Genomic DNA, 23573 nt, shown 5'->3' on the forward strand with positions numbered 1-23573 from the left:
GCGCGAGGCCGGACCGGTTGATCAGCGCTGGAAGTCGGCGTCGCGATCGTCTTCGCCATCATGCATGTCGAAGGCAAAGCCACCGCCGCCACCGGCGACCTTCATGGCGCGCGCCGGCTTGCGGGCAGGCGCCGGCTTCTTCGAGCCGCGATCGACCGTCGCCATGTGCGCGGCCTTGGCCCGGAGCTGACCGACGGCGCGGTCGATCGGCTCGGCCGCTGCCTTCTCCCTGCGCGCGGCGTCTTCGATCCGGAAGAACGAGATGGTGGACTGAAGCTGCTCAGCCTGCGAGGCCAGCTCTTCGGAGGTCGAGGACACCTGCTCGGACGCGCTCGCGTTCTGCTGGCCAACCTTGTCGAGCTGCTGGATCGCCTGATTGATCTGGGCCGAGCCGACGTCCTGCTCGCGGCAGGCGGCCGTGATCTCCTGCACCAGCTCGGCGGTCTTCTTGATATCAGGCACCAGCTTGGACAGCATGTCGCCGGCTTCCTGAGCGACCTTCACGGTCTCGGTCGAGAGCGTACCGATGTCGGCGGCCGCTGCCTGGCTGCGCTCGGCCAGCTTGCGCACTTCGGAGGCGACCACCGCGAAACCCTTGCCGTGCTCGCCGGCGCGGGCGGCCTCGACCGCGGCGTTGAGGGCGAGCAGATCGGTCTGGCGCGCGATCTCCTGCACGATCGTGATCTTCTCGGCGATGGTCTGCATCGCCTGAACGGCGCGGCTGACGGCGACTCCGCTGGCTTCGGCATCCTGGGCCGAACGCGCGGCGATCTTCTCGGTCTGGTTGGCGTTGTCGGCGTTCTGCTTCACGTTCGAGGCCATCTCCTCCATCGAGGAGGAGGCTTCCTCGGCCGACGAGGCCTGTTCGGTCGCGCCCTGCGAGAGCTGCTCGGCGCTGGCGGACAGCTCCTGACTGCCGGCGGAGACGTTGCTGGCCGCGGTGAGAGCCTCTTCGACCACTTGGCGAAGCTTGCCCACCATGGTGTTCAGCGACTTCACGAGATCACCGATCTCGTCATTGCTGGTGATCGTGATGGTCTGGGTAAGATCACCGCCCGCCACGGCACCGGCGAGACCGACCGCACGACCGAGTCCGCGGGAGATGCTCAGCGAGATCCAGATCGCGGCGAGCAGGCCGATCACGAGCGATGCGACCACCGCCGAGACCAGCATGACGTGGGCGCGATTGCCGTCCTCATGCGCCAAGGCGGCCCGGTCCGCCATGTTCTTCTTGACGTTGTTGACATAGACGTTGGCGGCGTCCATCGCCTCGCGGACCGCCTTGCGAACCTCGACTGCGGACTGCTCGACGGCTTTCGGCCTGTTCGTCCGGGCGGTCTTGAGCGCGTCGTCCTGAACGGCATTCATCCGGGCGTAGGCGGCGCCGAAATTCTCGATGAGCTTCTGGCCTTCCGGCGAGGCTGCGGCGTGAATCTCTTCCTTCAGCTTGAGGAGGGACTCGCGCTGCTTTGCGATCTCGGCGACGAAGCCATCAGCTTCGCTATCGGGCGCCAGAAGCAGATTCTTCTCGGACCGAACCTGGGTCAGAATCCCCTTCTCGATCTCTGCCGCACGCTCCATCCGGCCGGCGCGGGACACCAGATTATCGGCGGTGTCGATCATCTCGGTCAGCTTCACATAAGCGAGGCCGCCTGCCACCATCGAGAGCACCAGGACGACGCCAAATGCGCTGGCCAGCTTTGCCTTGACCGTAAATCTCATTTCCAGCCCCCACCGGTCTCGCCCCGAGACCTCAGCTTCAATTCAGGATGCGTTCCATGTTGGGAACGATGACGAACTCTTCACGCCATTTGGCAATGAAGCGAATGAACTCCGGCTTCCAGTGCATGCCGACGCGCGGCGTCTGCTGCACGTCGGTCTGCGAGATCTCGGTGACCTCGTAGACCTTGTCGGCGGTGACGCCGACCAGAACCGGCTCGCCGTCGAGCTCGAGCTCGATGACGACGATGCGCGTGTCGGCGGAGTTGGCGAGCTGCGGCATGCCGAAGCGGATGCGCAGGTCCGCGAGCGGAATGACGTTACCGCGCACGTTGATGACGCTGGGAACGAAGGCGCGCGCCCCCGCGACCTTGGTCACGGGAACGGGATCGATGATCTCGCGTACGAGGCCGGCATCGAGCGCGAATTTTTCTTCGCCGAGGCCGATCATCACGACCTGCATCGCCCCCGCCTGATGCTCGGCATTCAAGCCCTCGTTCATCACGCCGCCTCGCTGATGTGCTGCTTCTCGACCTTCGACTGCGCCAATGCGACGAGCTGCGCGACGTCGAGGATCAGCGCTGCCGTGCCGTCACCCAGGATCGTCGCGCCCGAGAAGATCGTGACGTCGGAGTGCAGCTTGGAGAGCGACTTGATCACGGTCTGGTGGTTGCCGATGATCTGGTCGGCGACGAGGCCGACGTGAGTCTCGCCGGTCGAGATGATGATCGTCTTCTGATGCCGGTCAGGCGTTCCGGACGCGGTCATGAGCTCGCGCAGCCGGAGGAAGGGCACGAGGTTGCCGCGCACGTTGAGGAAGTTGCGACCGCGGGAGCGCTCGTCCTCGGCCGTCAGCTCGATGCATTCCTCGACTGCCGACAGCGGAATGATGTAGCGGCCTTCGCCGACGCGGATCAGGAGGCCTTCGATGATCGCCAGCGTGAGCGGCAGGCGCAGCGTCACGGTGGTGCCCTGGCCCGGCCGGGTCGACAGGTCGATCGTGCCGCGCATGTTCTCGATGGTGCGCTTGACCACATCCATGCCGACGCCGCGGCCGGACAGCGCCGAAATGGTCTGCGCGGTCGAGAAGCCCGGGTGGAACAGGAATTGGTGAATTTCGTGATCCGTCAGGACCGCGCCTGCCGCGATCAGGCCCTGCTCTTCGGCCTTCGCACGGATGCGCGCGGTGTTGAGGCCGCCCCCATTGTCCTTGACGGTGACCAGCACCTGCGCGCCGGAGTGCACGGCCGCAAGCTCGATGCGGCCCTGTTCGGTCTTGCCATTGGCGGCACGGGTCGCGGTGTCCTCGATGCCGTGGTCGATGGCGTTGCGGATCAGATGCACCAGGGGATCGGCGAGGCATTCGATCATGGTCTTGTCGAGCTCGGTGTCCTCGCCCGTCGTGACGAATTCGACCGGCTTCGACAGATCGCGCGACAGATCGTGCACGAGGCGGCGGAAGCGGCCGAACAGCGAACCGATCGGCACCATGCGCGCGCCCATCGTGGTGTCACGCAAGGAGGACGCGAGGCGTTCGATTTCCTCGGCGATCATCTTGATCGAGAGGTCGGAGCCGGATGAAGCGAGCTGGGTCAGGCGCGCCTGCGCGATCACGAGCTCGCCGACACGGTCCATCAGCTCGTCGAGACGCTCGGCCTGAACGCGGACGGTGGCGATGCCGCGATCGTCGCGCTTGGCTTCAGACTTCGGTTCGGATTTGGGCTCCGCCTTGACGGCAGGCTGCGCGACGACCGGCGCGGCAGCAACCTCGACAACGGGCGCGACAACGGCCTCGGCCGCCGGCGCGGCGATCTCGGCCACCACGGCCGGCTCGTCGTCGAGAAGATTGAACAGGGGCATTGGCGCCGGTGCTTCGATCTGCTCCAGCGGCGAAAGGGTCAGCTTCATCTCGTCCGAGACGAACATGAAGACGTCGTCGATCGCGTCCTTGTCGCAGGCCGCGTGCAGCTTGACGTCCCACTTCAGATAGCAGTCTTCCGGCTCCATCTCGTCGAGGAACGGGATGCCGTCGGTGACGGGCACGACGAAGCACGGGCCGAGCTTGCAGAGGTCTTCCAGCAGATCGAGCGGGTTCGACCCGTTGCGCAGGATGTGGGATTCGAATTCCAGATATAGATGCCAGCCGGCCTGCTTGCTCTCGGCGGGCGCCAGCGGCGCGACCGCAACCTCGGCGACCGGCGCGGCTGCCTGATCGGGGAACACGAAGCGCTTGAGGTCGTCGAGAATGGCTTCGCCGATGACGTCGTCGGTCGACTGCGGATCCTCGATCAGCGCGCGGATGTAATCCTTGGCGGCAAGCGCGACGGAGATCAGTTCCTGGGTCGGCTTGATCTCGCCCTTGCGGACGCGATCGAACGCGGTCTCGAATTCGTGGGTGAAGGAGGCGACCTTGTCGAAGCCGAACATGGCGCCCGAACCCTTGATCGTGTGCAGGGCGCGGAAGGCGGAATCGACCAGCTCGCGGTCGTCAGGACGCAGGCCGAGATCGAGCAAGGCGCCTTCGAGAACCTCGAAAAGTTCACTGGCTTCCTGCCGAAAGATCTCGGTCGGATCCATCGCGCTCATGCACGCACCAGCTTGCCGACGACGGCGAGCAGTTGCTCGGGCTTGAAGGGCTTGGTGATCCAACCGGTGGCGCCGGCGCTCTTGGCTTCCTGCTTCACCGTGTCGTTGGATTCGGTGGTCAGGAACACGATGGGCATGCCGACCGCGCTCGGCAGCTTGCGCAGCGCACGGATCAGCTCGAGCCCGTTCATGACGGGCATGTTGAGGTCGGTGATCACGAGGTCGAGCTTGCCGGCCTGCGCCTTGGCGAGCCCTTGCGCACCGTCACCGGCTTCGATCACGCTGTGACCGGCCGGCTCGAGCACGACCTTGATCATTTGACGGATGCTGGGAGAGTCGTCGACGGTTAGAATCGTGGCCATTAGGTGCCATCTTTCTTTTGCGGGAAATGCTGATCGATCATCGCCTCGCTGGCGAAGCCGGCACGGCGAAGCGTGTTGCGGAGAGACTGGGAGAAGGACGTCAGCACGACGGGGCGACCCTGCGCCTCTCCCGTTTTCGCGGTCGACAGCAGAAGCTGAATCGAAGTCACGTCGGCCTTGTCGACGCTCGAGCAATCGATCTCGAGCCGCTCCTGGCGGCCAAATGCCTCACGAATGAGGTCGTAGACGCTCCGGATTGCCGCGATGCTGCAGTCAGCGGGTAACCGCAGCGACCATTTCGGCTCGATCGGATTGAGCGCCATCGCTGCCCCCGCCATTGCTAAATTCCACTTACACGTTTGACGCGAATCCAGTGAGCAAACTCCTAACGCGATGGTCCGTACAACTACGGGTCACATTCTCTCGGAATTCGCGCAAGTGCATGCAAGCGTGCACAGCTCCGTGGAACTACGTGCACGCCGCGGCGAGTGATGCGCCACGGGTTGCTCATTTGCTTCGCGTTAAATCGGCACGCGTATGCATGAATTCCCGCCTTTGCCAGCGAAGAGAGCCCGGCCACTCATGCTGACCCAAGCGCTCCTGGTTGACGACAGCCGCTCCGTCCTCAACTTCCTGAAACGCCACATCGAAGCCGAAGGTCTGGTCGAAGCCACCACGTTCCTCGATCCCGTGGAGGCGCTGGCTTGTGCGCGGGAACGCGCCTTCGACCTCGTGCTGGTCGACTACGAGATGCCGCATATGGATGGCATCAGCTTCATCCGCGCCTTGCGCAACGTGTCAGGCTGCGCCGACATCCCGATTGCGATGATCACCTCGCGGCAGACCGACGACGTGAAGATGGAAGCGCTGCAGGCCGGTGCAACCGATTTCCTGCCGAAGCAGCCGCAAAGCGTCGAGATGACGGTGCGCCTGAGGAACTTGATTCAGCTTGGTGCAGCCGTGCGCAAGCTCAACGACCGTGCAGCACATCTGGCGAGCGAAGTCGAAGCGGCGACACGAAAGCTCGGCGAGCGGGAAGAAGAGATCATCCTGCGGCTGGCGCTCGCGGTCGAATTCCGCGACAACGACACCGGCGAGCACACGCTGCGGGTCGCCCGGTACAGCCGGATCATCGCCGAGCAGCTCGGCCTGCCGGCCCGGCTCTGCCGCGACATCTATCTCGCCGCGCCCCTGCACGACGTCGGCAAGGTCGCCATTCCCGACAAGATCCTGCTCAAGCCCGGCAAGCTCACCGACGAGGAGATGGCGGTGATCCGGACGCATGCGAAGATCGGCGAGCGCATCCTGGCCGACTCCAGCTGCGAGCTGATCCGGCTGGGCGCGCAGATTGCCGCGGGCCATCACGAGCGCTGGGACGGCGCGGGCTATCCGAATGGACTGAGCGCAGATGAAATCCCGGTCGCGGCGCGCGTGGTTGCGGTCGCCGACGTGTTCGACGCCCTGACGACGCGGCGTCCTTACAAGGAGCCGATGCCGCTCGAGGTGGCACGTCATTATCTGGAGGAGAACAAGGGGCGGCAGTTCGATCCGGACTGCGTCGAGGCCTTCCTGTCGCGCTGGGTCGAGGTGATCGAGATCGCCGGCGGTCAGCAGACCACGCCATTTCAGACCGCCCGCACCACACTTTCGCCCGGACCAGAAGCAGGCCAACCCTTGCACGGCCGCCTGCCGGAGATCGCGCCGGCGGGCTGACCCCCGGCAAAGGCCGGCCACTTCCATGGCCGATTTGAACCTGTTCCTGATAAGGTGCACCAATCAAAGAGTGATTCCGGTCACACTTGCCTGGGCGATCCGTTGCTAAGCACGGGTCCGGGACAAGGGCTGGCAAACTATCGGTCGAATGGAATGAGCATACCCATGAGAAGCCTGATCGGCGCTGTCGTCGGCGCGTTGTGTAGTGCGGCCCCCGCTTTGGCGGAAACCCCGGCCGCAATCGTCGAGGATGTGCAAGGCAAGGTCGACGGCGTCGAGTTCATGGATTACGTCGCGCCGGGCAAGATCATCAAGCTAGGTCCCAAGGCCAGCATCACGCTCAGCTATCTCAAATCCTGCATGCGCGAGACGATCAGCGAGGGCGTCGTATTGATCGGCGCCGAGCAGAGCACCGTTCAGCTCGGCGACGTGCAGCGCGCCAAGGTGCCCTGTGACACCAAGGCGGCGCAGCTCTCCGAGCGCGAGGCGAACCAGAGTGCGGCGACCACGTTCCGGACCATGCGGGCCGACACCAAGGGCGCTCCCTCGAAACTGCCGACGATCTACGGCGTCTCGCCCATCGTCCAGGCCAAGAGCGGCGGCACGCTGGTGATCGAGCGCACCGACGGCAAGGAACCGACGATCAGCGTCCCGCTGAAGAACGACGTCATGACGCGCGGCAAGTTCTACGATTTCGCCAAAACCGGGAAGTCGCTGACCCCGGGCGGCAGCTATCTCGCGAGCATCGGCAGCAAGCGCTACACCTTCCAGGTCGATGCCAGCGCCACCACCTCGCCGACCCCGATCATCGGCCGCCTGCTGCGGCTCGAATAAGGGGACCTGGCGAAGGGGCAATGCGGCGGATCGGGGGACGGGATATCGTTGCAGCGTTTCTCATTGCGCTCGTTGCGGGCGCAATCTTCACGTCGCCGCCGCTGCAGACGCTGCAAGGTCTCTCGCTCGACATCCTCACGGCGCTGCGCGGCAAGCTGATCGGCGACCGCCGCGATCCCGCGACTTCGCCGGTCGTGGTCGTGGCGATCGACGGGGAGACCTACGAGACGCCGCCTTTCCAGGGATCGCCGACGCAAACCTGGACGCGCGAGATCGGCCGGGTGCTCGGCAGCATCACCGAGGGCGGCGCCAAGGTGATCGGCTTTGACGTCATCTTCAAGAACTCGATCGAGCAATCGGAAATCCCCTTTGGCGACACCGCCCTTGGCGGCCGCATGAAGGGATTCGACCGGGATTACCTGATCGCGCTGCGGCAAATCTCCGACGGCGGCAAGCTGGTGCTGGGCGAAATCCTCAGCAACGACCATCCGGAAGTGCCCTACCGCGCCCAGCAGGTTGCCGTGCGCAACACCGTGCGGGCGCTCAATGTCCACACCGACCACGACGACGTCATCCGGCGCATGCCGCTGAGCTTTGCCATCGAGGGACGTCCGGTGCCTGCGATGGCGGTCGAGCTCGCCGCGCGCGCAACCGGCGCGAAGCCCGAGATTGCGCCCTCCGGCACGACGGAATTGTCCGGCTATGCGATCCCGAGCGCCGTGCCGAATACGGTGGCGCTCAACTTCCGGGGTATGGGACGCGACATCCCGACCTATTCTTTCGCCGATCTGCGCGCCTGCGTCGAAAAGGGTGACCGCGATTTCTTTCGCCGCGCTTTCGACGGCAAGGTCGTGCTGCTTGGCACGGTCCTGAATTTCGAGGACCGCAAGCTCACCTCGATGCGCCTCGCCGGCGGTCATGACGGCGCGCCAGGCGCACGATGTGCCCTGCCCGCGCCCGCGGGCATCGCGAAAGCCCGTAGCGATGTCGCGGGCGTGTTCGTGCATGCGACCGCCGTCCGAAATCTGCTTGAGCACGACGCCGTCACCGAGCTCGGCTTTCCCCTCCGCACCATTCTCACCATCGCGTTTGCAGCGATCATCGCCTGCGCAGCCTGCCTCTTCGCACCGACCACCGCCGCGATCATCTGGCTCGCATCGACCGCCGTCTATGCGGCGATTGCCGTCGCCGTCTTCGTCCATGCCATGGCGCTGCCGCTGACCGAGCCTGTGCTCGCGAGCCTTGCAGCTCTCGCATCGATGGTCGGCTACCGCTTCGTGCTGGCCGACCGCGACGAGCGCTTCCTGCGCAAGAGCTTTGCCCTCTATCTCGCCCCCGAGGTGGTCGATTCCATGGTGGCATCGGGCAAGATGCCGGCACTCGGCGGCGAGATGCGCAACGTCACCATGTTCTTCTCCGACCTCAGCGGCTTCTCGTCGATCGCCGAGACCATGACGCCGGGCGAGCTGGTGACGCTGATGAACGAATATCTGTCCGCCATGACCGACATCATCGAAAGCCACGGCGGCTATGTCGACAAATATATCGGCGATTCCATCGTCGCCATGTTCGGCGCGCCGGCCGACGATCCCGCGCACGCAACCAACGCGGTTCGCGCCGCGCTGAAGTGCCACGACAAGCTCGCGGAGCTCAATGCCGGCCATCCCGCCTTCGCCGGCCACGGCCTGTCGCACCGCATCGGGCTGAACAGCGGCGAAGCCGTCGTCGGCAATATCGGCTCGCGCCGCCGTTTCAATTACACCGTGATGAGCGACACCGTGAACGTCGCCTCGCGGCTCGAAGGCGCCAACAAATATTACGGCACAGCGATTATGGCCTCCGAAACCACGATGGCGCAGACCGGCGCCACCTTCGCCTGGCGCGAGCTCGACGCGATCCGGGTGCTCGGCCGCGGCGAGGCGATCAAGGTGTTCGAGCCGCTGGCGGAGACAGGCGCGGAGAGCGAGCGGCAGGCAAAGGCAGCCGCCGCCTATGCGGAAGGGCTCGCCCTTTGGCGCGCGCGGGATTTTGCTGGGGCGGCCGACGCCTTCGGCCAGATGACAGACACCGATCCGGCGTCGGCGAAGTTCGCCAGGCGCGCAAACGCGCTTGCCGCAAATCCCCCGCCGCCGGACTGGACGCCGGTCAATACGCTGGAAGGGAAGTAGTGTAGCGAGCCCAGCGTGCAGGCTCCCCTCGCCCCTTGTGGGAGAGGGTGGCTCGCCGCGATAGCGGCGAGACGGGTGAGGGGTTATCTCCGCGCGCACGTCCTTTACGGCGCGTGCGGAGAGAACCCCTCATCCGGCGCTTCGCGCCACCTTCTCCCACAAGGGGAGAAGGAAGAACGCCGAGCGCGCGATGAGGAATCGCCCCTAAAACGGCAACCCCACATAATTCTCCGCGAGCAGGCGCTGCGCCGTCTCGGACGAGAGCAGATAGTCCAGCTCCGTCTGCTGCAGCCGATCCTCGTACTCCAGCCGGTCGGGGAAGCGGTGCAGCAGCATCGTCATCCACCAGGAAAAACGCTGCGCCTTCCAGATCCGGGCGAGCGCCTTGGCCGAATAGCCCTTGAGGCCGGCATCGTCGCCGTTCTGATAATGCGCGAGCAGGGCGTGATAAAGATAGTAGATGTCGGAGGCTGCGCTGTTCAGGCCGCGCGCGCCCGTCGGCGGCACGATGTGCGCGGCATCGCCGGCGAGGAACAGCCGGCCATAGCTCATGGGCTCGGCGACGAAGCTGCGCAGCGGCGCGATGCTCTTCTCGATCGACGGCCCCGTGATCAAATTGCCCGCGACCTCGTCCGGCAGGCGCCGCTTCAGCTCGGCCCAGAACGCATCGTCCGACCAGTCCTCGACCTTGTCGCTCAAGGGCACCTGGACGTAGTAGCGGCTCAGCACCTGCGAGCGCAGGGAACACAGCGCAAAGCCGCGCTCGTGCTTCGCATAGATCAGCTCCGGCGACACCGGCTTGGTGCGCGACAGCACGCCGAGCCAGCCGAACGGATAGACCTTTTCGTATTCGCGCAGTACGTCCTTCGGGATCGACTTGCGGCTGACGCCGTGAAAACCGTCGGCGCCGACGACGTAGTCGCAATCGACGCGGATGGTCTCGCCGTTCGAGCGGTAGGTTACGTAGGGCCGGTCCGACGTCAGATCGTGCGGCGTCACATCCTCCGCATTGTGCACGACCTTGCCGCCGAGACGATCGCGCGCCTCGTAGAGATCGCGCGTCAGCTCGGTCTGGCCGTAGACCAGCACCGAATTGCCGCCGGAATGCTTGTGCAGGTCGATCTTGGACAGCACGCCGTCATGGGCGATCTCGAAACCGTGGTGGATCTCGCCCTCGCGGTCCATCCGCTCGCCGCACTGTGCCTCGCGCATCAGCTTGGCGAAGCCGTGCTCGAGCACGCCGGCGCGGATGCGGGCGAGCACATGGTCGCGGCTGTATTTCTCGAGCAGGACCGTGTCGATGCCCTTGAGATGCAGGAGCTGGGACAACAGGAGCCCAGACGGCCCGCCGCCGATGATACAGACCTGAACCTTCATTTTCGCGTCCTCCCGTCTGCACTTTTTTGCAGATTTGACGCCGCGGACCGATGGAGGCTTTCGCCATTGTCTTGTACTATTCGAACATGAGAGGCGCAGCCCCCGCGATCCGCATCTACAATCTGTTCGGCGAGTCCGGCGATTTGCCCGACGTCGTGCATTGCGAGACCATCGCGTCCCGCTCGGTGCTGCACGACTGGACGCTTGCCGTGCACCGGCATGCCCGGCTGCACCAGGTGCTGCTGATCGAACGCGGCGGCGGCGAGGCGACGCTCGATGGCCGCGTGGTGCCGCTGAAGCCGATGCAGGTCGTCAACGTGCCGGTCGGCCACGTCCACGGTTTCCGCTTCGTGCCCGATACGCAAGGATGGGTGCTGACCATTGCGGCGGAGATTCTGGACGAGGCGCTGCTCGCGGCCGAGGGCCTGCGCAATGCGCTGTCGCGCTCGGCCGTGGTCCGCGGCACGCCGCAGATCCGCACCACCATGAAGCAGATCTTCGCCGAGCATGCCGCGCGCGATTTCGGCCGCGCGCATGTGCTGCGCGCCCTGTCGTCCGCCATGATCGGGCTGGTGGCCCGCGCGCTCACGAGCGAAAGCGGCGGCAACGGCACGGTCGAATCCAGTCTGTTCCGCCGCTTCGAGGCGCTGCTGGAGCAGCACCATCTGGAACGCTGGAGCGTCGCCGACTATGCCGAGGCGCTGGCGGTGACCCCGACACATCTCAACCGGATCACCCGGGCCGCCACCGGCGACACCGCCTCGCACCTCATCCTCAACCGGCTGATCCGCGAGGCCAGACGCAATCTCGTCTACACCAACCTGCCGATCTCGACGATCGCCTACACGCTCGGCTTCGAGGACCCCGCTTATTTCAGCAGGGTCTATGCCGCAGCCACCGGGATATCACCGCGCGCCTTCCGCGCGCAGCTCCATGGCGAAGAGACCTGAAGGCCTCACACGTCGAAGAACACCGTCTCCTCGGGCCCCTGCAGATTGATCGTGAAGGAATACACGATCTTGCCGCCGCGCTGGGTGCGCTTTGCGATCAGCGTCCCGCGCCGGGACGGCTGCTCGATCAAATTGAGCACGGGGTCGGCGGCGTTGGCGGCTTCCTCGTCCGAGAAATAGAACCGGGTGTTGAGGCCGATATTGATGCCGCGTGCGACGATCCAGACATTGACGTGCGGCGCGCATTTGCGTCCCGCCTTGTCGGTGATCGCGCCCGGCTTGATAGTCTCGAAGGTCACGAGACCGCTATCGAAATCGGAGCCGGCGCGACCCCAGCCGCGAAACTCCTCACTCAGCGTGCCGGCCGAACGATCCGCCGGATGGTTATAACGGCCGCTCGCATTGGCCTGCCAGATTTCCAGCAGCACGTCGCGCAAAGGCGTGCCGGTGCCGTCGAGCACCCGCCCCTCCAGCGTGATGCGCTCGCCTTCGGTGGTTGGGGTCGTCAGGACGTTGGAGAAGTTTTTCTCGAAGATGTCGAAGCCTGCCATCGCCGGGATCAGTCCGATGTGGACATAGGGTCCGGCCGTCTGCGAAGCGGTTTCCTTGAGATAGTTGAGCGGCTGCGGCATGGCTCAGTTCCCCGCGGTACGATTTTCAAAATAGGTGGAGCGCTGACCGCGCAGAACGATGTCGAAGCGGTAGGCGAGCGAGTCGAACGGCGCCGAGGCGTTGAGATCGAGCGGCGCTATGAGCCGATCGAGCGCATCCTTGTCCGGGATCGTCGTCAGGATCGGACAGATCGGGATCAGCGGATCGCCCTCGAAATACATCTGCGTGATCAGCCGCTGCGCAAAGCCCGAGCCGAACACGGAGAAATGGATGTGGGCGGGACGCCAGGAGTTGACGTAGTTGCGCCAGGGATAGGGCCCCGGCTTCACGGTGCGGAAATAATAGTAGCCGGTGTCGTCCGTCAGCGCGCGACCGCAGCCGCCGAAATTCGGATCGATCGGCGCCAGATACGTGTCCTTCTTGTGCCGGTAGCGGCCGCCGGCATTGGCCTGCCAGAACTCGACCAGCGTGCTGGGCACGCCGCGGCCGGTCTCGTCGACCACGCGGCCGTGCACGACGATGCGCTCGCCGACGGGATCGCCGTCCTTGGCGTAGTTGCGGATCAGATCGTTGTCGAGCGGACCGAGATCGTTGTGGCCGAACACCGGCCCTGTGATCTCCGAAATCGAGTTCTCCAGCGACAGCAGCGCCTGCCGCGGCGAGCGCAGCACCGAGGATTTGTAGCCGGGCGCATGCGCCGGCGGATGGATGGAGCGATCACGCTGGAAGAAACCGCCGTCTCCAAGGGGCGACGTCAGGGGCTCGGGACGGTTGAGGCGGGGGTCCCGCAAGGCTGGCGCCTGGGCATTCATCGTGTCTCTCCCTGGGGCGCCCGGTCCGGACGCGGCTTATCGGGAGATCATGGGGCGGACTATTCCCCGGATAAATAGATCGATTATAATATATTGCATGAAAGAAATCGATCATTTGGCGCTCGACGGCCACGTCCTCGAACTGTTCCTCGCGGTGCTCGAGGAGGGATCGGTCACCGCGGCGGCGACGCGGCTCGGCCTGACGCAATCCGCCGTCAGTCACGCCCTGAACAAGCTGCGGCGGATCGCGGGCGATCCGCTGTTCGCGAAATCCGGCCGCGGCATCGTCGCCACTGCCCACGCCCAGGCATTGGCCGAGAAAGCACGCTCGCTGATCGACGAGATGCGGAGCTTCGCCGGCGGCGTCAGCTTCGAGCCGCCCCGCGCGCAGCTTTCGCTGACGATCGCCGCCAACGACTTCCAGCGCGACCTGCTGCTGCCGCGATTCTTCGACCATGTCGCCGGCCAGGTGAAGAGCCTGAACCTGCGCGTGATCCCCTCGCAGTCCCCCTCGCCTGCGATGCTGCGCGAAAACCGCTGCGACCTGCTGATCACGCCGCTGCCGCCCTCGGGCATCGACATCGTGCAGAAGCGGCTGCTGAGCGATCATTACGTCTGCTACTTCGATGCCAAGGCGCGGACCGCGCCGGCCGGTCGCGCCGCCTACCTCGCGGCGCGCCACGTCACGGTGGTCTACACCGACAATGAGCGGCTCGACTTCGACCGCCGGCTGGCGGCGAACGGATTCCACCGCGACATCGCGATCTCCGTGCCGAGCTTTTCTGGCGTGCCGTCTTTCCTGCGCGGCTCGCAGATGCTGGCGAGCATGCCGAGCCTGCTCGCATCCGGCGTGATGCATGGTTTCGCGCAAACGCGGATTCCGCTGGCGTCCCGCACCAGAACGCTGGCCGAGCTGCCGATGTTCATGGTCTGGCACCAGCGCTACCAGAAGGACCCGGCCCATCGCTGGGTCAGGAGCCAGCTCGAGACGATCGCCGCGACGGCCGCCAAGGCGCGATAACCAACGTGATAACCAATACGTCTTTCGGAAGACCTGCTCCCGCCAAACCCACTGGTTGCGCGCGGGCCGCCACGCTAGAATTCCCCCATGACAGTGACCGATATTGCGAGCCGGACCTACAATCACAGCTGGCGGCTGGACCCCATCATCCGCAGCCTGCTGGATACCGACTTCTACAAGTTATTGATGTTGCAAATGATTCGGGAAGACTACCCGGATCAGCAGGTGACCTTCTCGGTCATCAACCGGTCGCGCCATGTCCGGCTTGCCGAGATCATCGACGAAGGCGAGCTGCGCGCTCAGCTCGACCATGCCCGCACCATCCGCTTCAGCAAGAAGGAGCTGATCTGGCTCGCCGGTAACACCTTCTACGGCAAGACCCACATGTTCTCGGCGGACTTCATCCGCTGGCTGGCCGAATTCCGCCTTCCCGAGTATGAGCTGCGCAAGGTCGAGGGCCAGTACGAGCTGCATTTCCACGGGCCGTGGACCCACACCACGATGTGGGAGATCCCTGCACTCGCGATCCTCAACGAGCTGCGCTCCCGTTCGGCCATCAAGGGCCGCGGCCGCTTCGAGCTCGACGTGCTCTATGCCCGCGCCAAGGCCAAGCTCTGGAGCAAGGTGGAGCGGCTGCGCGAGCTGGAGAATTTGCGCCTGTCCGACTTCGGCACACGCCGCCGTCACGGCTTCCTCTGGCAGCGCTGGTGCGTGGAGGCCGTCAAGGAAGGCCTCGGCTCGTCCTTCATCGGCACGTCCAACGTGCTGCTGGCGATGGACAATGATCTCGAAGCCATCGGCACCAATGCGCATGAGCTGCCAATGGTCGCGGCCGCCCTCGCCAAGGACGACGAGGAATTGCGCTGGGCGCCCTATCGTATCCTCGACCAGTGGCGCCAGACCTATGGCGGCAACTTGTTGATCGCGCTGCCCGATGCCTTCGGCACCAAGGCCTTCCTGCGCGATGCGCCGGATTGGGTCGCCGACTGGACCGGCTTCCGGCCCGACAGCGCGCCGCCGATCCAGGCCGGCGAGGAGATCATCGCCTGGTGGGAGAAGAAGGGGCGCAACCCCCGGGATAAGCTGCTCGTCTTTTCCGACGCGATGGATGTCGGCTCGATCGAGGAGACCTATCATCACTTTGCCGGCCGCGTGCGGCTCTCGTTCGGCTGGGGCACCAACCTCACCAACGACTTCGTCGGCTGCACGCCGGACGGCTCGTTCAACCTCGACCCGATTTCGCTGGTCTGCAAGGTGTCGTCAGTCGACGGCCATCCCGCCGTCAAGCTCTCCGACAATCCGGAGAAGGCAACCGGCATGCCCTCGGAGATCGAGCGATATTTGCGCGTGTTCGGCGACGCCGGCCGCGTGCGCAAGCCGGTGCTGGTCTAACCCGGAACGCAACGCTCTTCGTCAAGCCACCGTCAATCTGGCGCGCGTTGGTCGCCAGATTTTGCGGCATTTGAAATAATTTACGCGCATTCGCTTCACCACGCTTTCACCCTGCAATCCGGTCCCACGCGCTTTTCGGTCCGAGTTGGGCAACCATGACACCCAGTTCGCGTTGCAGTCGCAGCGCTCCGCCTGGGGGCATTGCGCGATTTGGGGAACCAGGGTGTTTCGCAGAAAAGCGACGTCGGTGAAGGGGCATAGCTTCCTTCACGTCATCAAGCTCGTCTCGCCTTTCGTGATGGTGGTCGTGCTCCAGGCGGCAATCGCGGGATTCAGTCTCGAGGTGATGTCTTCGGTTCGCGCCTATGTCGCGGGTGAAGCCTTGTGGTCGCGTTCGCAGAAGAACGCCGTCTATTCCCTCAATCTCTATCTGCATTCGGGCAACCCCAGCCAGTTCGCGCAGTACCAGGCCTCGCTCGCCGTCCCCATCGGCGACGAGTTCGCGCGCTGGGCGCTCGAGCGCGATCCGGTCGACGTCGAGGCGGCTCGCATCGGCTTCCTGCAAGGCGGCAATCATCCCGACGACGTCCCGGGATTGATCTGGCTGTTTCGCTATTTCAACCGCGTCAGCTTCCTGCAGGAAGCGATCCGCGAGTGGGCCGCCACCGATCCGATGCTGCTGGAGCTGAGCATCTTCGGCGAGGTCATCCGGTCCGAGTGGGAGAACGGCCCTGTTCAGGACGCAAGCCGCCTGCAAGTCCTGTCGTCCCGGCTCTCTGAGCTCAACACCCAGTTCACGGTGCATGCCAATCGGTTCTCGACCGTGCTCGGCGAAGGCTCCCGCGCCATCAAGCTGACGCTGACCGGCATCAACCTCGTCACCGCCTTCACGCTCATCCTGCTCCTGATCTGGCACACCAGACGATTGGTGCTGCAGCGACAGGCCTTCGAAGATGCGTTGCACGCCGAGAAGGAACGTCTGGCCTTCCAGGCATCGCACGATTGGCTGACCGGCCTGTCCAACCGCCGTGCCTTCGAGGCGCGCCTGCAGGGCGAACTAGACGTTGTCGCTGCGGGTTCGCTGGGCCTGATCCTGCTCGATCTCGACCAGTTCAAGAACGTCAACGACACGTGCGGGCACCTTGCCGGCGATCGCCTGCTCTGCCACGTCTCGCGTCTCCTGCAACAGGACCGGCGCCCGATCGACCTGGTCGCGCGCCTGGGCGGCGACGAATTCGGCCTCATCCTGCCGCGATGTTCGCCCGCGAGTGCGGTCGATATCGCCGAACGGCTGCGGCGTTCACTGGAGATGTCCGACTTCGCCTGGGACGATCGCTGCTTTGCGGTGACCGCCAGCATTGGCGTCACCTGCATCACCGACCGCGACACCACGCTCGAAGACGCGATGCGACGCGCCGACGCCGCCTGCTATCGCGCCAAGGAGAAGGGACGCAACCGTGTTCAGGTCGACGGCGGGCGACTGGATCTCGTCGTCGTTGCAGCCCGTCCCCGCGAAGCTGCACGGGCCTGACGCCACTCGCTCCCTTCACCGCAAAGGCAAGATCCCGAGACCCGCGAGATGGGTATCGACGAATTGCTCGACCTGCTGACGCAGCATCTGCGGCGGCACGGCGACCATGCGCTCCTCGAGGCCGAGCGAGATGATGCCGTGCACGGCGGAAAACAGGGTGCGTGACAACAACGCGATCTTCACGTCGTCCGCGTCCGGTAACAGCCGCACCAGGGGTGGATGCATCAGCGCGAACGCATCCATCACCATCTGCAGGATGTCGTCGGGATAGGGGCGATCGTCCTCCATCCGGTGCTCGAACAGCGAGCGCAGCAGATTGGCGTGCTCGGCGAAGAATTCGAGATAGGTCTCGGCGAGCCCGTAAAGCTGGCGGACGGGGTCTTCGTCCGGAACCCCGCGAAGCCGGGCCGTCAGGGCCTGAACCGTCTCCCGATTGACGGTCAGGATCACCCCGTCGAAGTCCCCGAACTCGTTATAGACGCTGCCGACGGAACAGCCGGCAGCCTCCGCAACGTCGCGAACCTTCAACGATCTCAATCCCTTAGTCGCGATGATGCCACGGGCGATCTCCAGGATCTGGAGCCGGCGCCGATTTTTTTTCTGGTCCCGCGGGGATTTTTCTTGAACATTGTTCATTTTCAAGCTACTCATGTGAACATTGTTCAATTAACCCGGAGACGACTAAAATGCAAACCCTCGCTGTTGATATCGCCGCCACCTTCATCGACGACGCTGCCGCTCTCGTGACCGGATTGGGCCAGACCCTGCTGCGGGTCGCGATGTCGCCGATCAATCGCATCGCCAATGCCTGCGACGTCGCCGGCGTGCTGGCGGAACGCCGCGCGACCTTCCGGATGTGGCGGGCGAGCCGCGCACGTGCTCGTCAGGAAGGCCGCCGATTCAGCCTGCTCCGCCGCCTGTCGCCCTTTCGTCACCTCGCCCATCTGACCTGAGGCGCACGCGACCTGCACACGCGGGTCGGCTCGAATGCAAGATCTGGTTGCAAGGAAGGACTCACCATGTCCCGATGTCCGCCGCCGATCTCGCCGGCCTTCAACGACGCGGTTCAGCTTTTCCTCACCGCTCGGCGCCTACTCGGTAAGGCGCGGCCCCTCGCCCAAGTGCGGCCGCGACCAGATATTTTCCGAACCTAACGACACCGCTTGGAGACCAACAGGATCAGAGGGACCGAGGGGACAAGGCAGGCCGGCGATCACCGCCCGCAGTCATTCGTCCGCTCCCCCTCCGGTCGTGACGTTTCGAAGACAACGTAACGAACCTCATTCTGCCTTCCCAAAACAGGACTAGTCATGATCAGGGAATTGATGTCGTCACGCCGTTTCGCGCCGCTGTTCTGGGCGCAGTTCTTCTCGGCGCTCAATGACAACGTGCTCAAGAACGCGCTCGTCATCATCCTCCTCTACAGTGCCGCGACCGGCCATGGCGATGCCCTGGTGACGGTGGCAGGCGCCGTCTTCATCTTCCCCTATTTCATCCTGTCAGGGCTCGGCGGCCAGCTCGCCGACAAATACGTCAAATCCGTCATCGCGCGGCGGCTCAAATTCGCCGAGATCTTCGCCGCGGCCTTTGCCGCAGCCGGCTTCTTCCTGCACTCGGTGCCGCTGCTGTTTGCGGCGCTCGCGCTGTTCGGCACCATTGCCGCCCTGTTCGGCCCCGTGAAATACGCGATGCTGCCGGACCAGCTCGAGCTCGGCGAGCTCGCGACCGGTAACGCGCTGGTCGAAGGCGCAACCTTCATGGCCATCCTGCTCGGCACCGTCGCCGGCGGCCAGTTCGTGGCCGGCTCCGCGCATATGGGCTGGGTCGCATCCGCCGTCGTCGTGCTGGCGCTGCTGTCCTGGGCGTTCGCGTCCCGCATTCCGCAGACGACGCCCTCCGCGCCTGAACTGCCCGTCGATACCAATCCCTGGACTTCGACGGTGGGCCTGCTCAAGACGTTGCATGCCGACCATCGCCTGTGGGACGGCACCGTGATCGTCTCCTGGTTCTGGCTGGTCGGCGCCATCGTGCTGTCGCTGCTGCCGGCGCTGGTCAAGGAGGTCGTCGGCGGCACCGAGAGCGTCGTGACGCTGTGTCTTGCGGTCTTCGCGATCGGCATCGCCATCGGCTCGCTGTTCGCCGCCAGCCTGAGCCACGTTCGCCCCAACCTTGCGCTGGTGCCGATCGGCGCCATCATCATGGGCTTTGCCGGCCTCGATCTCGCCTGGGCCATCGCCGTGACCGCCAAGGGCCAGGACATCGCCGCGCTCGACTTCGCAACCTCGTTCGCGGGCTTGCGCATGCTGATCGACTTCGTCGCCTTCGCATTCGGCGGCGGCCTGTTCGTGGTCCCGTCCTTCGCCGCCGTGCAAGCGTGGTCGGCGCCCAATGAGCGCGCCCGCATCATCGCCGCCGGCAACGTGCTGCAGGCCGCCTTCATGGTGATCGGCTCGCTGTTCGTCGCGCTGCTGCAGGCGGCCGGATTGCATGTCGGCTGGATCTTCTTCGGCCTCGGCATCGCCAGCTTCGGCGCGGTCTGGTTCGTGCTGACCAAGTGGGGCAAGGAAGGCGTGCGCGATTTCGGCGGCCTGTTGTTCCGGGCGCTCTTCCGCACCGAGGTCCGCGGCCTGGAAAACCTGCCGCCTCCCGGCACGCGCATGCTGATCGCGCCGAACCATGTCAGCCTGATCGACGGTCCCCTGCTGCATGCCGTGCTGCCGATCGACGCGAGCTTCGCGGTCGATACCGGCATTGCCAAGGCCTGGTGGGCCAAGCCGTTCCTGCGCGTGGTCAAGCACTACACCATGGACCCGACCAAGCCGCTGGCCGCCCGCGACCTGATCAAGCTGGTTGCCTCCGGCGAGCCCGTCGTGATCTTCCCGGAGGGGCGCATCACCGTCTCGGGATCGCTGATGAAGGTCTATGACGGCACCGCGATGATCGCGGACAAGGCCGACGCCGTCGTCGTGCCCGTTCGCATCGAAGGCGCGCAGCGCTCGCATCTCAGCTACCTCAACGCCAGCCAGATCAAGCGCTCGTGGTTTCCGCGGGTGACGGTGACCATCCTGCCGCCCGTCAAGCTGCCGGTCGACGCCGCGCTGAAGGGCAAGGCACGCCGCAACGCCGCCGGCGCCGCGCTCCAGGACGTGATGATCGACGCCATGGTGAAGAACGCCATGCTCGACCACTCGCTGTTCGAGGCGCTCGGACATGCCTATCGCGACCGCGACACCGGCAAGGTCATCATCGAGGATGCGCTCGGCACCAAGCTGACCTATCGCAAGCTGATCCTCGGTGCGCAGGTCCTCAGTCGCAAGCTCGAGACCGGCACCGCAATCGGCGAGAATGTCGGCGTGCTGCTGCCGAACTCGGCGGGCGTCGCCGTCGTCTTCATGGCCCTGCAGAACATCGGCCGCGTGCCGGCGATGCTCAACTTCTCGGCAGGTCCGGTCAATGTCCTCGCCGCCATGAAGGCCGCGCAAGTCAAGACCGTGCTGACGTCGAAGGCCTTCATCGAGAAGGGCAAGCTCGACAAGCTGATGGCCGCGATCTCCGCCGAAGCACGCGTCGTTTATCTCGAAGACGTCCGCGCCTCGATCGGCTTGGCCGACAAGATCAAGGGCCTGCTCGCCGGTACGACGCCCCGAATTGCCCGCGAGGCGACCGATCCGGCCGTGGTGCTGTTCACCTCCGGTTCAGAAGGCACGCCCAAGGGCGTCGTGCTGTCCCACCGCAACATCCTCGCCAACGCGGCGCAGGCGCTGGCGCGGGTCGATGCCAACGCCAACGACAAGGTGTTCAACGTGCTGCCCGTGTTCCATTCGTTCGGGCTCACGGGCGGAATGATGATGCCGATGCTCGCGGGCATCCCGATCTACATGTATCCCTCGCCGCTGCACTACCGGATCGTGCCCGAGCTGATCTACCAGACCGGCGCCACCATCCTGTTCGGCACCGATACGTTCCTCACCGGCTATGCTCGTTCGGCGCATGCCTACGACTTCCGGACCCTGCGTCTCGTGATCGCAGGTGCCGAAGCGGTCAAGGACCGGACGCGGCAGGTGTTCATGGAGCGCTACGGCATCCGCATTCTCGAAGGCTATGGCGTCACCGAGACGGCACCGGTGCTGGCAATGAACACGCCGATGGCCAACCGCCCCGGCACCGTCGGCCGCATCTCGCCGCTGATGGAAAGCCGCCTCGATCCGGTCCCCGGCATCGAGGAAGGCGGGCGCCTGTCGGTGCGCGGGCCGAACGTGATGCTCGGATACTTGCGCGCCGAGAATCCCGGCGTGCTCGAGAAGCTCCCCGAGGGCTGGCACGACACCGGCGACATCGTAGCGATCGACGCCGCCGGCTTCATCACCATCAAGGGCCGCGCCAAGCGCTTCGCCAAGATCGCGGGCGAAATGGTCTCGCTGTCGGCGGTCGAAGCCATCGCGACCACGCTGTGGCCGCAGGCCGGATCGATCGCCGTGTCGATCCCCGACCCGCGCAAGGGCGAGCGCATCGTGCTGCTAACGACGGAAAAGACCGCCGAGCGCAGCGCGATGCAGGCCCAGGCCAAGACGATCGGTGCATCCGAGCTCACCGTCCCCGCCGCGATCATAGTGGTCGACAAGGTGCCGCTGCTCGGCACCGGCAAGACCGACTATGTCACCGCCACGACGATGGCGCGCGAGCAGGCCTCCGCGCCGGAGCGCGAGGTGGCGTAAGACGGATGCAATGGGTGCCTCGATCAGGCGACGCGCGATGCCCGGGAGTTGTTCTGCTTCACGGCATCGCGCGGACCTCGGCATCCCTGACCAAGCTGGAACGGGCGCTCGGGGCCAGCGGGTTCACGACGCTCAATATCGACTATTCCAGCCGCAGCAAGCCGATCGCAGCGCTCGCGGACGATATTCATGCCGAGATCGCCGGCTTCGCCGAACGCGACGCACCGCTGCACTTCGTTGCGCATTCGATGGGCGGCCTGGTGGCGCGCGCCTATATCGCAAGATACCGGCCGGCGCGGCTTGCCGGCGTCGTGATGCTGGGCACCCCGAACGGCGGCAGTGAAGTCGCCGATCTCCTGAGCGAATCCCGTCTCTACCGCGCCTTCTACGGACCGGCCGGCCTCGAGCTGACGACGGCGATGCGGCCGGACGCCCTTCCCGCCGTGGACTATCCCGTCGGCGTGATTGCGGGGAGCCGCTTCATCGACCCCGTCGCCGGCCTCCTGGTACTGCCGAAGCCGAATGACGGACGGGTCTCGGTGCAAAGCGCGACGCTGTCCGGCATGGCCGACCATGTCGTCGTGCGGGCGTCGCACACCGGGCTGCCGCGTCATGCCACCGTGATCGACCAGACCATCGCCTTCCTGCGCGAGGGCCGCTTCAAGCAAGGGTGATCGTCACGCCGCCGTTCGCCGCTCCTGCGCATAGCGAACCAGGGCCGCGAAACGGTAGATGCCGTGCACGAACTTGCCATAGGGCATGGTGATGAACAGCGCGAACACTGCCCCGAGATGCAGCGCCAGCAACGGCCCCATCGCGGCCGTCTCGCGCATGATCAGCAGCAGCATGCCCGTGAGGCCGGTCAGGAACAGCATGGCAATGAAGCCGACATCCATGCCGTAACGGGTCTCGTCGAGCAGTTCCGGCGCCCTGCGCAGCTTCGCTGCGAATAGCCCGACCGGTCCGACGACGAGGCCGATGCCGCCGAGCGTGCCGAGCACGACGGGCAGGTCCCACCACGGATACGGCGCTTCGCGCGCGAGCAGATAGTGATAGAGCGTGGCCACCGACGTCGCGGCAAAGCACAGGATGAAGCCATAGAAGGTCAGGTGATGATAGAGCTTGCGCCGGTCGGTCGGCTTGTCGTCCTCGTTGTAGCAGCCGACGCCGCCGCCATGGAGATAGCGCAGCTCGCCGGCATCGCGGATGGCCTGGAAGATCGAGCCGCCGTCGGCCCGGCCGCCGATCGGCGCACCGATGTCGCGCCAGAAGGCACCCACGCTCATGATCAGCGCGAAGATGGCGTAGAGGAAGGCGGCGCTGAACAAGGCCGCCATCGCATTGTGCGGCATCAGCTTGTAGAAGGCGCCGGGACCGGTGTGCACGCCGAACAGCACGCTGCGGTCATTGAGGGCGGCAAAGCCCAGAATGAAGGCCGCCATGCTGAGCGCGGCGACGATGCTGATGACGAGCCCATTGCGGGCGAAGGCGCCGGACAGCGCGCCGGGCCAGGCATAGGCCGCATAGGACTCGGCGCGCGCGACCGCAAGCGTCTGGGGAACGTTGACGTTGAACTCGTGTGGCGGCGAGAACTGGCAGTCGACGTAGCAGGCGCCGCAGGAATGGCAGAGATTGGCGAGATAATTGAGATCGCCGTCGGAAAAGGCACGGCGCATCTCCATGGCGGGAAACACCGCGCACAGGCCCTCGCAGTAGCGGCAGGAATTGCAGACCGTCATCAGACGGTCGGCTTCGTCCAGGATTTTGGTTCCGTGCATGGC

At 65.1% G+C, this 23573-nt stretch carries 20 protein-coding genes; 10 read left to right on the top strand and 10 right to left on the bottom strand.

The window, feature by feature from the left end; genetic code table 11:
- Nucleotides 1–21: 21 nt before the first annotated feature.
- Genes QRQ56_RS25635 through QRQ56_RS25655 form a run of 5 tightly spaced genes read right to left on the bottom strand, consistent with a single transcriptional unit; the run spans nt 22 to nt 4990 of the window.
- Nucleotides 22–1722, bottom strand: coding sequence for a methyl-accepting chemotaxis protein (locus tag QRQ56_RS25635; protein ID WP_438743898.1), 1701 nt, complete (start codon nt 1720–1722; stop codon nt 22–24).
- A gap of 37 nt (nt 1723–1759) precedes the next feature.
- On the bottom strand, nt 1760–2221 hold the full coding sequence (locus QRQ56_RS25640) for a chemotaxis protein CheW (RefSeq protein WP_438743900.1): 462 nt from the start codon (nt 2219–2221) through the stop codon (nt 1760–1762).
- Nucleotides 2221–4305, bottom strand: coding sequence for a chemotaxis protein CheA (locus QRQ56_RS25645; protein WP_438743901.1), 2085 nt, complete (start codon nt 4303–4305; stop codon nt 2221–2223). The genes QRQ56_RS25640 and QRQ56_RS25645 overlap by 1 nt, the downstream gene beginning before the upstream one ends.
- Complete coding sequence (locus QRQ56_RS25650) at nt 4302–4667, bottom strand: response regulator (RefSeq protein WP_018317043.1); 366 nt, start codon at nt 4665–4667, stop codon at nt 4302–4304. Before QRQ56_RS25650 ends, QRQ56_RS25645 begins: the two co-directional genes overlap by 4 nt.
- On the bottom strand, nt 4667–4990 hold the full coding sequence (locus QRQ56_RS25655) for an STAS domain-containing protein (protein ID WP_438743902.1): 324 nt from the start codon (nt 4988–4990) through the stop codon (nt 4667–4669). Before QRQ56_RS25655 ends, QRQ56_RS25650 begins: the two co-directional genes overlap by 1 nt.
- Before the next feature lie 259 nt (nt 4991–5249).
- Here QRQ56_RS25655 and QRQ56_RS25660 point away from each other — a divergent pair, with 259 nt between their 5' ends.
- The 3 genes from QRQ56_RS25660 to QRQ56_RS25670 all read left to right on the top strand — a co-directional run bounded on the left by QRQ56_RS25660 (nt 5250) and on the right by QRQ56_RS25670 (nt 9382).
- Nucleotides 5250–6380 (top strand): HD domain-containing phosphohydrolase, encoded by a 1131-nt coding sequence (locus QRQ56_RS25660; protein ID WP_438743903.1) that lies wholly within the window; start codon nt 5250–5252, stop codon nt 6378–6380.
- A 165-nt stretch (nt 6381–6545) separates the two neighbouring features.
- Nucleotides 6546–7214, top strand: coding sequence for a hypothetical protein (locus QRQ56_RS25665; RefSeq protein WP_438743904.1), 669 nt, complete (start codon nt 6546–6548; stop codon nt 7212–7214).
- Nucleotides 7215–7234: 20 nt separating this feature from the next.
- On the top strand, nt 7235–9382 hold the full coding sequence (locus QRQ56_RS25670) for a CHASE2 domain-containing protein (protein WP_438743906.1): 2148 nt from the start codon (nt 7235–7237) through the stop codon (nt 9380–9382).
- Nucleotides 9383–9586: 204 nt separating this feature from the next.
- On the opposite strand, the gene pobA is transcribed toward QRQ56_RS25670, so the two are convergent.
- A complete protein-coding gene (gene pobA / locus QRQ56_RS25675) occupies nt 9587–10759 on the bottom strand; it encodes a 4-hydroxybenzoate 3-monooxygenase (RefSeq protein WP_438743907.1) in 1173 nt (390 codons plus the stop codon).
- A gap of 50 nt (nt 10760–10809) precedes the next feature.
- Here pobA and QRQ56_RS25680 point away from each other — a divergent pair, with 50 nt between their 5' ends.
- Entirely contained in the window at nt 10810–11709 is a 900-nt protein-coding gene (locus QRQ56_RS25680; RefSeq protein WP_438743908.1) for a helix-turn-helix domain-containing protein, read from the top strand.
- Nucleotides 11710–11714: 5 nt separating this feature from the next.
- On the opposite strand, the gene pcaG is transcribed toward QRQ56_RS25680, so the two are convergent.
- The gene (gene pcaG, locus QRQ56_RS25685; RefSeq protein WP_438743909.1) at nt 11715–12341 is read right to left on the bottom strand and encodes a protocatechuate 3,4-dioxygenase subunit alpha; all 627 of its coding nucleotides are present in this window, start codon (nt 12339–12341) and stop codon (nt 11715–11717) included.
- Between the two features lie 3 nt (nt 12342–12344).
- Nucleotides 12345–13133: a protocatechuate 3,4-dioxygenase subunit beta gene (gene pcaH / locus QRQ56_RS25690; RefSeq protein WP_438743910.1), complete on the bottom strand. Its 789-nt coding sequence runs from the start codon at nt 13131–13133 to the stop codon at nt 12345–12347.
- Between the two features lie 97 nt (nt 13134–13230).
- Here pcaH and QRQ56_RS25695 point away from each other — a divergent pair, with 97 nt between their 5' ends.
- From QRQ56_RS25695 to QRQ56_RS25705, 3 genes are all read left to right on the top strand, one after another.
- Nucleotides 13231–14154 carry a LysR family transcriptional regulator gene (locus QRQ56_RS25695; RefSeq protein WP_438743912.1) on the top strand — a complete coding sequence of 308 codons (924 nt, stop codon included), beginning with the start codon at nt 13231–13233 and terminating at the stop codon, nt 14152–14154.
- Between the two features lie 87 nt (nt 14155–14241).
- Nucleotides 14242–15546: a nicotinate phosphoribosyltransferase gene (gene pncB, locus QRQ56_RS25700; protein WP_438743913.1), complete on the top strand. Its 1305-nt coding sequence runs from the start codon at nt 14242–14244 to the stop codon at nt 15544–15546.
- 223 nt (nt 15547–15769) lie between these two features.
- Nucleotides 15770–17077, top strand: a complete 1308-nt coding sequence (locus QRQ56_RS25705) for a GGDEF domain-containing protein (protein WP_438743915.1) — start codon at nt 15770–15772, stop codon at nt 17075–17077.
- Nucleotides 17078–17092: 15 nt separating this feature from the next.
- Here the strand turns inward: QRQ56_RS25705 and QRQ56_RS25710 are convergent, their stop codons facing one another.
- Complete coding sequence (locus QRQ56_RS25710; RefSeq protein WP_438744273.1) at nt 17093–17713, bottom strand: TetR/AcrR family transcriptional regulator; 621 nt, start codon at nt 17711–17713, stop codon at nt 17093–17095.
- A 50-nt stretch (nt 17714–17763) separates the two neighbouring features.
- On the opposite strand from QRQ56_RS25710, the gene QRQ56_RS25715 reads away from it, so the two are divergent.
- The 3 genes from QRQ56_RS25715 to QRQ56_RS25725 all read left to right on the top strand — a co-directional run bounded on the left by QRQ56_RS25715 (nt 17764) and on the right by QRQ56_RS25725 (nt 22466).
- Nucleotides 17764–18030: a hypothetical protein gene (locus tag QRQ56_RS25715; protein ID WP_438743917.1), complete on the top strand. Its 267-nt coding sequence runs from the start codon at nt 17764–17766 to the stop codon at nt 18028–18030.
- A gap of 357 nt (nt 18031–18387) precedes the next feature.
- Nucleotides 18388–21792 (top strand): acyl-[ACP]--phospholipid O-acyltransferase, encoded by a 3405-nt coding sequence (locus tag QRQ56_RS25720; RefSeq protein ID WP_438743918.1) that lies wholly within the window; start codon nt 18388–18390, stop codon nt 21790–21792.
- Between the two features lie 5 nt (nt 21793–21797).
- Nucleotides 21798–22466, top strand: a complete 669-nt coding sequence (locus QRQ56_RS25725; protein ID WP_438743919.1) for an esterase/lipase family protein — start codon at nt 21798–21800, stop codon at nt 22464–22466.
- 3 nt (nt 22467–22469) lie between these two features.
- Here QRQ56_RS25725 and tcuB read toward each other — a convergent pair whose 3' ends face one another.
- On the bottom strand, nt 22470–23570 hold the full coding sequence (gene tcuB, locus QRQ56_RS25730; RefSeq protein ID WP_438743921.1) for a tricarballylate utilization 4Fe-4S protein TcuB: 1101 nt from the start codon (nt 23568–23570) through the stop codon (nt 22470–22472).
- Between the last annotated feature and the right edge of the window lie 3 nt (nt 23571–23573).

Origin of the sequence: Bradyrhizobium sp. U531, assembly GCF_051710265.1 — a bacterium.
Taxonomy (GTDB): Bacteria; Pseudomonadota; Alphaproteobacteria; order Rhizobiales; family Xanthobacteraceae; genus Bradyrhizobium.